The organism is Oscillibacter sp. UBA6647 (assembly GCA_002455655.1).
Classification (GTDB): domain Bacteria; phylum Bacillota; class Clostridia; order Oscillospirales; family Oscillospiraceae; genus Oscillibacter.
In genome coordinates this window covers 1-8,776 of record DKLF01000168.1, presented here as the reverse complement: position 1 = coordinate 8,776, position 8,776 = coordinate 1, and the positions used below count along the sequence as shown (strand labels likewise).

At 60.9% G+C, this 8,776-nt stretch carries 10 protein-coding genes; all 10 read right to left on the bottom strand.

The annotated features are described in order from the left end of the window. Positions 1-260 (bottom strand): ribosome silencing factor (gene rsfS / locus B2W96_RS11735; protein WP_293010620.1); only part of this gene is annotated, 260 nt, incomplete at its 3' end. An 80-nt stretch (positions 261-340) separates the two neighbouring features. Beyond that, complete coding sequence (locus tag B2W96_RS11730) at positions 341-1,921, bottom strand: LCP family protein (RefSeq protein ID WP_293010619.1); 1,581 nt, start codon at positions 1,919-1,921, stop codon at positions 341-343. 10 nt (positions 1,922-1,931) lie between these two features. After that, positions 1,932-3,125 (bottom strand): bis(5'-nucleosyl)-tetraphosphatase (symmetrical) YqeK, encoded by a 1,194-nt coding sequence (gene yqeK / locus B2W96_RS11725; RefSeq protein ID WP_293010618.1) that lies wholly within the window; start codon positions 3,123-3,125, stop codon positions 1,932-1,934. A 27-nt stretch (positions 3,126-3,152) separates the two neighbouring features. Beyond that, the gene (locus tag B2W96_RS11720) at positions 3,153-3,485 is read right to left on the bottom strand and encodes a YhbY family RNA-binding protein (RefSeq protein WP_293010617.1); all 333 of its coding nucleotides are present in this window, start codon (positions 3,483-3,485) and stop codon (positions 3,153-3,155) included. A 161-nt stretch (positions 3,486-3,646) separates the two neighbouring features. Then, a complete protein-coding gene (gene rdgB, locus B2W96_RS11715; RefSeq protein ID WP_293010616.1) occupies positions 3,647-4,246 on the bottom strand; it encodes an RdgB/HAM1 family non-canonical purine NTP pyrophosphatase in 600 nt (199 codons plus the stop codon). A gap of 2 nt (positions 4,247-4,248) precedes the next feature. Next, the gene (rph, locus tag B2W96_RS11710; RefSeq protein WP_293010615.1) at positions 4,249-4,965 is read right to left on the bottom strand and encodes a ribonuclease PH; all 717 of its coding nucleotides are present in this window, start codon (positions 4,963-4,965) and stop codon (positions 4,249-4,251) included. Between the two features lie 12 nt (positions 4,966-4,977). Next, on the bottom strand, positions 4,978-5,235 hold the full coding sequence (locus B2W96_RS11705) for a hypothetical protein (RefSeq protein WP_293010614.1): 258 nt from the start codon (positions 5,233-5,235) through the stop codon (positions 4,978-4,980). A 13-nt stretch (positions 5,236-5,248) separates the two neighbouring features. Beyond that, positions 5,249-6,127, bottom strand: coding sequence for a signal recognition particle-docking protein FtsY (gene ftsY, locus B2W96_RS11700; protein ID WP_293010613.1), 879 nt, complete (start codon positions 6,125-6,127; stop codon positions 5,249-5,251). 19 nt (positions 6,128-6,146) lie between these two features. Continuing rightward, the gene (locus B2W96_RS11695) at positions 6,147-6,383 is read right to left on the bottom strand and encodes a hypothetical protein (RefSeq protein WP_293010612.1); all 237 of its coding nucleotides are present in this window, start codon (positions 6,381-6,383) and stop codon (positions 6,147-6,149) included. A gap of 13 nt (positions 6,384-6,396) precedes the next feature. Continuing rightward, the coding region (smc, locus tag B2W96_RS11690) for a chromosome segregation protein SMC (RefSeq protein ID WP_293010611.1) at positions 6,397-8,776 on the bottom strand (2,380 nt) is incomplete at its 5' end.

Below are 8,776 nucleotides of genomic sequence, written 5' to 3'. Positions count from 1 at the left end.
ACGGTCACGCAGCCATAATCCAGCAGCACCCATGTTCCGTCCCGATAGCCTTCCCGGCGCAGGGGTGTCTCCCCCTGCGCCTTCAGCCGCTTCTCAACCGCGTCGCACAGGGCGTTGATCTGGGTGTTGGAGGTACCGGTGGCGATGACGAAATAATCTGCCAGCGTGGTCAGATCGGCAATCTCAATGGCGGAAATCTCTCCGCCCTTTTTCTCATCCAGCGCCGAAACGGCACTGATTGCAATTTCCTTTGGTGTCATGCATCTCTTCCTTTCAAATTGGGGCCGCCTGAAAACGCGGCGTTTTTGTTTGTGGGGCCGCCAAGCGCTCTTGCCCCGTGTCATTCGGCCAGCCCAGACGGCACTTCGGTGACCTCCGGCGGGACAAACACCCCTTCGCCAGACGGGTCGGTCTGGGTGCCGGACCCGGACGAGCTTGAACCGCCCGGATCGGTGGTCCCGGGCGTCGTCGTGCCCGGGTCCGTCGTACCGGGAGTGGTGGTGCCGGGGGTAGTCGTGCCCGGGTCGGTGGTGCCGGGCGTTGTAGTGCCCGGCGTTGTAGTGCCCGGATCGGTAGTGCCGGGCGTGGTGGTTCCCGGGGTCGTCGTGCCGGTTCCGTCCTCCGGCGTAACGGGCAGGCCCGTCTCCGGATCGACGGGATTTCCGTCCCCATCCGTCACCGACTGCTCGGGTTCTTTCGTATCGGTCTTTTGGCCATAGAGAAGCACCGGGGTCTTTGCGGCTCTGGCGTCCTCCACATGGCCGGTAGAAGAACTGACGGAGCCGTCGGAATTCACGCTCATAATGTCCAGATCCTTGAGGGTAAATACCTCCGTAAAGGGACTGAGGCTGTTGTTCACCAAATCCAGAAGCTCCTTGGCGTTTGGCACCACATAAGACTGCCAGTTGTTCTTTCCCACCTGTCTGCTAACCGAGGGGCTATAACAGGATTTCATGGTATTTGGCATGGTGACAAACTCCACATTCTCCATGCTCAGTCCGCCCATGATGGCGGACTTTCCAAACCAGAACAGATTCTGCACGCTGAGGTCGGTTTCCACGTTCTCCTGAAAAATTTTGGAGAACTGGTTGATCTTCCCCACGTTTTTCACCTGTAAAAGCTGCTCGATCACCGCCTTCAAAAACGCCTGCTGGGTTTTGATACGGCCCAGATCCCCGTCGGCATAGCCGTATTTCATATTGTTATCGTGGCGGTAGCGGATGACGCCCATGGCCTGCTCGCCGTTCAGCAGTTGATCGCCCTTTTGGATATGAATAGACAAATCCTGATAGGGGTCTTCATAGTTCATGTTCCGGGGCACGTCGAACTGGACCCCGCCGATGGCGTCCACAAGCTTGCCCACCGCATCCCACTCGATAATCACCTGATAGTCCGGTTCAAAGCCCACGAGCTGGGAAATTTCCTGATAGACCTTTTTGACGCCCTTGTCGCCTCCTCCGTAATAATTGTATACGGAGTTGATGCGCTTAATGTCCCAGGACACGTTTACCATGGTGTCCCGTGGAATGTTCATCACGGTCAGCTTCTGGTTCGTCACATCGTAGCTGGCCAGCATCATGGTGTCCGTGTTGCCGCCGCCGCCGGTGTCCCGGCCCATCACCAGAACCGTGTAATAATCCTTGCTTTTGCGGGTCCCGTCACTGCGGGGACGCATCCCCTCGCCATAGTCGTCATCTTCCTCCTGAGAGGAGGACGAGTCCTCCTTCTGGTGCAGCTCGGGCTTGACAAACACCGCCCGATAGGCCAGCGTCACCGACAGCACCGCCGCCAGCACACACGCCAGCGCGACCAGGGATCTCTGCGTCCCTGTCAGGCGGTGTTTTTTCGCTTTTCGCTCCGTTTTTCCGGGGCTGGTCTGCTCTTCCCTCCGCCCACCCGGGCCTTTCTTTTTCTCGTTCATCGTTTGCCTTTCAGTTTCCTTTCAGATACTCCACTGCCTCCAGCGTGGCGGTATGGACGGGATTTCCCATCTCGCGCATTTCTTGAACTGTCATGGTAAGGCCCAGCAGCAATCCCTTGTCCAAATCCTCGTCGCAGGCCGCGCGCAGCGCGTCCACGCCGGGAAAGCTGCGGGTGGGCTCGATGTAATCCGCCAGATACATGATCTTTTCAAGAAGCGTCATCTCCGCGTGGCCGGTAGTATGCCAGAAAATAGCGGTGTAAATCTCATCGTCCACGCCGAACACGTCCCGGGCAATCGCCGCGCCGGTCTTGGCGTGAAGCAGCTTCAGCGCTTTGCGCTCCAGCTCGTCCATGGGGATGCCGTACTGCCTGCAAAGAGCCGACTGCCGCTCCATCCCCAGTTTTTTTGTGCAGTCGTGCAGCAGGGCCGCCACCCGGGCCTTGTGAACGTCCGCGCCATACCGCAGGGCCAGACGAATGGCCGCCTGCTCCGTGCCCAGCACATGGGGAATGCGGCTGTGGTTCAGATAGCTCAGCGCCGCGGGCCGGAGCTGATCAAGGCTCAGCGCCTGCAAATTTTCGTTTGTCCCATACAGCTTGTCCCGCAGAATCAGGCCGTATACCGCCGGAGCAAGATACCGGCTTCCGTCGCCCTGCGCCAGCTTGTCCCGCAGGTCCGTGGATGAGATGTCCACCACGCCGGGGACCGTGAGGGTGAAAATGCGGGCGGAGGGATACTTATGATAGAGATACTCCCGCTGGGGCGCGAACAGCTCCTCCGTGTCGGCTTCCGACCGGCCGAAGGCCGCGATTCCCGCCAAGGCCAGAATGCGCTCCGGCTCGTGCCAGAGGTGAAGCGTCAAAAACATATCCGTCCCCATCAAAAGCCACAGCTCGTCGTCCGGATACAGCGCCCGGATGGCCTCCAGCGTGTCCGCAGTGTAGCTGGTTCCGCCCCGGCGCAGCTCAAGATCCAGCGTCTCCACTCTGTCGCCAAGCCCCGTCTGCTCTCCTGCAAGGCGCGTCAGCTCCAAGCGCTGCTCCGCCGTGGGGCTGCCGGGAGGCAAGGGCTTGTGGGGCGGGAGACTGTCGGGTATCAGAAGAAGCTTATCCAGCTTCAGCAGCTCAAACACCGCCCGCGCCGCCGTGATATGGCCCAAATGAGGCGGGTTAAAGGTCCCGCCGTAAATGCCGATCCGCATACGCTCTCCCCCCTTGCGTCCTCAAAATCAAGCCTTGCGCTCCCTGCGGGGCTTGTCCTTTACCAGAGCAATCCGCTTGTCCTTAGGTTTGGAGTGGGTTTCCCGGTAGAGCACGAATTTGCTCCCGATCACCTGCACCGGCTCGCTGCGGGTGGGTAACGTCAACTGGTCGCAGGCCTCCCGCGCGGTGAGCAGGGAATTTTCCAAAACCCGGCCCTTTACCAGCTCCCGCGCTTCCAGCGCTTCATTTGCCTGCTGGATAACCGCCTCGGTCACGCCTTCCTTGCCAATGTGCAAAATCGTATCGATGGTATTTGCCATGCCGCGCAATTGCGCACGCTGTTTGCTTGTCAGTTCCATAAATTTAAGATAATCTCCCCTTATAGCTTGATTTTTATATTTCTATGTCAGACGCGGGAATTTGTCAATAAGTTTCAGAAATTTCCGCAAATCTTTTTTGAAAATGTCAGGCGTCTACCCATTTTTCAGCGCTTTTCAGTCCCCCGCGGCCCTCTGGGTTCTCACTTCCCGAGGTACGTCCTCAGCTCCTCCGCAAACGCCCGCAGCGCCTTGCCCCGGTGGGAAATCTCAGCCTTTTCCGCATCCGTCATCTGACCAAAGGTCTTGGCCTTTTCGGGCACCAAAAACACCGGGTCATACCCAAAGCCGCCGTCTCCGATGGGGGCAAAGGCGATCGCCCCGTCGCACCGACCCGCCGCCGTCAAAGTATCCCCATTGGGAAACGCGCAAACCACGGCGGTTTCAAAGTGGGCCGAGCGGGTGGGCACGCCCCGCATGGAGTTCAAAAGCAGCAGATACCGCCCCCGGTCGTCCAGCTCCGGTCCGCCGTACCGGGCGGAGTAAACCCCCGGACCGCCGTTCAGTGCATCCACGCACAGCCCCGAATCGTCCGCGATGGCGGGCAGGCCCGCCGCCGCGCACACAGCCTTCGCCTTGAGCATGGCGTTTTCCGCGAAGGTTTCCCCTGTTTCCTCCACGTCCACATGCAGCCCCAGCTCGGCGGGGCTGACCACGTCCACCCCCAGGATTTCCAGAAAGGCGGCCATTTCCCGGAGCTTGCCGGGGTTCTGGGTCGCCAGCACAAACTTCGCCTGTTCCATCTTCATCCTCCCAGCGCGGCCCGCTGCATGGCCCCAAGCTCCAGAATTCCCTTGGCGCACAGGTCCACCAGCTTCCGCTGTTCTTCTATGGTAAAGGCCCGGCCCTCGCCGGTGCCCTGCACTTCCACCAACGCCCCGTCCCCGGTCATCACGCAGTTCAAATCCACCTGCGCGGCAGAGTCTTCCTCGTAGCACAGGTCCAGCAGCAGCCGGTCCCCCACGATTCCGGCGGACACCGCCGCCACAGAGGTTTTCAGGGGGTTCTGCCTGAGCACGCCCTCTTTCATCAGCCTGCGCACCGCCAGTGTCAGGGCCACGTAGCCGCCCGTGACGCTGGCCGTACGTGTGCCGCCGTCGCCCTGAAGCACGTCGCAGTCCACGGTGATGGTCCGCTCGCCCAGCTTGGTCATATCCACCGCGGCCCGAAGGGACCGGCCCACCAACCGCTGGATTTCCGCGCTGCGGGGGGAAAGCTTCAGCTTGGAGATGTCCCGTTTGGACCGATCCCGGTTGGCCCGGGGCAGCATACTGTACTCCGCCGTCACCCAGCCGGTCCCCTCCGGCACATGGAACGGCGCGCGCTCCTCCACGCTGGCACAGCAGAGCACCTTTGTATTCCCACAGGTAATCAGGCAGCTTCCCTCCGGAAACTCCACAAAATCCGTGGTAATGGTCACAGGCCGCAGCATATCAAAGGCCCGTCCGTCGATTCTGGTCATAGCTGTTCTCCTTTATCCGTTCCGCAGCGCCGTCTGCATAGCCGCCGCCGCTTTATCATAGTCATCCCGATGAACGTAAACCGTGTAGGTATACATGGCATCCTGCCGCATTCCTGGAATTCCCCGTCCCCGGCTGGACCAGCCCGCCCCGCTGCCTCTGATTTTAATTTGGTTGGAAATTCCGGCGGCGGACAGCGCCTCCCTCACATTGAAAAATTTTTCCGTAGACGCAAGGGTAATCAGCTCCCGGCGGTTGAAAATCGTAATCACGGAGATTCCTCCTTTAAACAATGGCCTCCACGTATTCCTTTGCGTCAAAGGGGCGCAGGTCGTCAATTCCCTCACCCAGCCCCACGAATTTCACGGGCACGCCCAGCTCCCTTGCTATGGCGATGACGATGCCGCCCTTGGCCGTTCCGTCCAGCTTGGTGAGGACGATGCCGGTAAGCCCCGCCGTATCCCGGAATCCCCTCGCCTGAATCAGTCCGTTCTGCCCGGTGGTGGCGTCCAGCACCAACAGTGTTTCCCGACTGGCGCCGGGGCACTCCCGGTCGATAATCTTCGAGAGCTTTGCCAGCTCCTTCATGAGATTATCTTTGTTGTGGAGCCGGCCGGCGGTGTCGCATAGCACCGCGTCCACATTTCGGGCCTTGGCGGCGGCGAGCGCGTCAAACAGCACCGCCCCGGGGTCAGCCCCCTCCTTGGCGCGCACCAGTTCGCACTCTGCCCGCTCCGCCCAGATTTGAAGCTGATCGGCGGCGGCGGCGCGGAAGGTATCCGCCGCGCAGAAGAGGACCCGCTTGCCCTCGGTCTTCATATGGTGGCCTAGCTTGCCGATGGAGGTGGTCTTCCCCACGCCGTTCACACCGATGAACAGCACCACGGCGGGCTTCTCTTCCAGATTGAGGGCGGTGTCGCCCACGTTCAGCATCTCCGCCAGAATCTCCCGCAGGGCGGCGCGCTCCGCCGTTTCGCCGGAAACGCCTTCCCGCTTCATTTTGGACCGGAGCCGCTCCACCGCCTCGGCGGCGGTGTCCACGCCCAAATCCGCAAGAATGAGACGTTCCTCCAAATCGTCGAAAAACGCCTCGTCATCGGGGGAAATGGCATAGCCGATAATGTCCTCCTGCCAGATTTTTTTCAGTTTGCTGAAAAAGCCCATAGTACCCGTCCTTTAAAATTTATTCGATGATTTCGCCGCAGTGGGGGCAGTGCTTTCCGGGCCGGAATTTCCGCCCCAGCCACCGCCTGCAATTGGGGCAGCGGAAAAAAATGATTTCCAGCACCAGAGTGGACAACACCAGCACCACACCGGCAGACTTCAACGGATCGTTATCCAGCGATCCTCCCACCAGAAGCACGGTGCATCCCAGCACGGCAACTACAATTACCAGCAGATATTTCTTTTTAGCGGACATCGTCTGTCCCTCCTCATTTGATGTTCAATTCCTTGGCCATGTCGTTGAGATTGATGGTCAGGATTTTGCTCACGCCCTGCTCCTGCATGGTCACGCCGTAAAGTACATCGGCCTCCTCCATGGTTCCCCGGCGGTGGGTGATGACGATAAACTGCGTCTTCCCCGCAAGGGTACGCATATACCGGGCGTACCGCGTAACGTTGGCGTCGTCCAGCGCGGCCTCGATTTCGTCCATGACGCAAAACGGCGTGGGATGGACCTTCAGAATGGAGAAATACAGCGCGATGGCCACAAACGCCTTCTCTCCGCCGGAGAGAAGGGAAATGGTTTTCAGCGTTTTCCCCGGCGGCTGGGCCTTGATTTCGATACCGCAGTTTAAAATATCGTTCTCGTCCTCCAGCTCCAGCGTGGCCTGTCCGCCGCCGAACAAATCCACAAAGGTAGACTGGAAGCTCTCGCTCAAAAGCTTAAACTGCTGGGAGAAAATCCCGGTCATTTCGCGGGTCAATTCTTCAATCACGCCCCGGATTTCACCTCCGGCATTCTCCACATCGTCCCGCTGTTCGCTGAGGTAGGTATAGCGGGTGTTCACCCGGTCAAATTCCTCGATGGCCCCGATGTTGGGCGTGCCCAGCGCGGAAATTTCCCGCTTCAGCTCTCCGATGCGGCGATTGGCTTTGGCCCGGCTCTCCAGCTCCACCCGCTGGGCCTGCGCGTCGGAATGGCTCAGCTCATAGTGTTCCCACAGACGGTCCAAAATCTGCTTTTCCTCCAACGAGCCGGTGGCCATTTTCTGTTCCAGACGGCTGGCGGTGCGCTCCAAATCCAGCAGGTGCTCGTTCATCTCCTGCCCGGCGCGGCTCTTGGCCGTGCGTTCCGCTTCCAGCTCGATTTTTTCCCGGTCCAACGTCCCAAGACGATCCCGCAGGGCCTGTCCCTGCCCGTGCAGGGCCTGCGCACGGGCCTGTCTTGCGGCGATTTCCTCCTCCGCCCGGGCAATGGCCGCCCGGCCCGCATCCAGCGTCTCCTCCCGTATCGAGCGGTCGCCGGACAGGTCGTTTTTCAACGCCTGCAAGTCCTCCCCACGGAGGGCCGCGCCCTCTCGCTCCGCCCGCAGGGCGGCAAGGTGGGACTTCCGTGCGCTGACCGATTCGCTCAGCTCTCCCGCACGGGCCAAAAGCTCCGTCTGCCCGGAAAGCTGCTCGTCCGCCTTGGCCCGTAGGCCCGCGGCCTCCGCCTCTGCGGCGGCAATATCCGCCGCCGCCTTTGCCCCCCGGCTGTCGCACTCCGCCAGACGGCCGGAAAGAGCCTCGCACTCGCCCTCCAGAGTTTCAAGGCTTGCGCGCAAGCTTTGCAGCAGGATGTCAAAGTGGCTTTGCCGCCCCTCCAGACGAAGGACCTCGTCCTCCGCCGCCCGCTGCTGGCCCTGCGCCGTCTCCAGCTCGTACCGGGCCTTTTCCAGCTCCCGGTTCAGCTCCTCCGCCTCGGTCTTCGCTTCAGCCAGACGGCGGTTCATCGTCTCCGCCTTGCCGTGAAGCTCCTTCAGCTCCGCCGCCCGGCTTAAAACGCCCGCGCTGCGGCTGACGCTGCCGCCGGTCATGGAGCCGCCACGGTTCATCACCTGTCCGTCCAGCGTAACGATCCGAAAACGGTTTCCATACTTCCGGGCCATGGCGATGCCGCAGTCTAAATCCTCCGCCACCACCGTGCGGCCCAAGAGATTTCGGAAAATACCCGCATACTGCGGGTCGCATTCCACCAGCCCGGAAGCAAGGCCCACGTAACCATATTCCCGCTCCAGACCGTTTTCCCGCAGCTCGTCGCCCCGGATGGCGGACAGAGGCAGGAAGGTGGCCCGACCCGCGTCCCTCTGCTTTAAAAAGCCGATGGCCGCCTTTGCGTCCTCTTCCCGGTCCACCACAATGTTCTGAAGACCCGCGCCCAAAGCAATTTCGATGGCTACTGAGAATTTCCGCTCCACGCTCATCAATCCCGCCACCGGTCCGCGAATCCCCCGCAGACTGCTTTGCGCCTGACACACCAGACGGACAGCCTTGGAAAAGCCCTCGTACTCCTTTTCCATCTCGGTCAGCAGCCGGATACGGCTGTCCAGCGCCCCGGCGTCCATGGTCAGCTTGTTCGCGCGCTGCGCCGCTTCATCGGCCTTGCGCTGCCGCTCCTCCATTTTCATGGAGTGCCCGGCGATGATGTTGGTAACCGCCCCGGCCTCGTCCCGGGCGTCTTCCAGCGCGCGGCGGTTGGTCTTCGCTTCGCCGCCCGTCTGGTTCAGCCGTTCCCGGACGCTTGTCAGCTCCGTCTCCGATGCGGTCCGGCGCTCTGAAATCTGGGCGCGCTCCGCCGCCGCCGCCGAGGCCTCCGCCCGCGCGTCCGCA

Bases quoted from the DNA above. Each gene is read 5' to 3' on its own strand.
- B2W96_RS11730 (WP_293010619.1), bottom strand. From the start codon at position 1,921: ATGAACGAGAAAAAGAAAGGCCCGGGTGGGCGGAGGGAAGAGCAGACC.
- yqeK (WP_293010618.1), bottom strand. From the start codon at position 3,125: ATGCGGATCGGCATTTACGGCGGGACCTTTAACCCGCCTCATTTGGGC.
- B2W96_RS11720 (WP_293010617.1), bottom strand. From the start codon at position 3,485: ATGGAACTGACAAGCAAACAGCGTGCGCAATTGCGCGGCATGGCAAAT.
- rdgB (WP_293010616.1), bottom strand. From the start codon at position 4,246: ATGGAACAGGCGAAGTTTGTGCTGGCGACCCAGAACCCCGGCAAGCTC.
- rph (WP_293010615.1), bottom strand. From the start codon at position 4,965: ATGACCAGAATCGACGGACGGGCCTTTGATATGCTGCGGCCTGTGACC.
- ftsY (WP_293010613.1), bottom strand. From the start codon at position 6,127: ATGGGCTTTTTCAGCAAACTGAAAAAAATCTGGCAGGAGGACATTATC.
- B2W96_RS11695 (WP_293010612.1), bottom strand. From the start codon at position 6,383: ATGTCCGCTAAAAAGAAATATCTGCTGGTAATTGTAGTTGCCGTGCTG.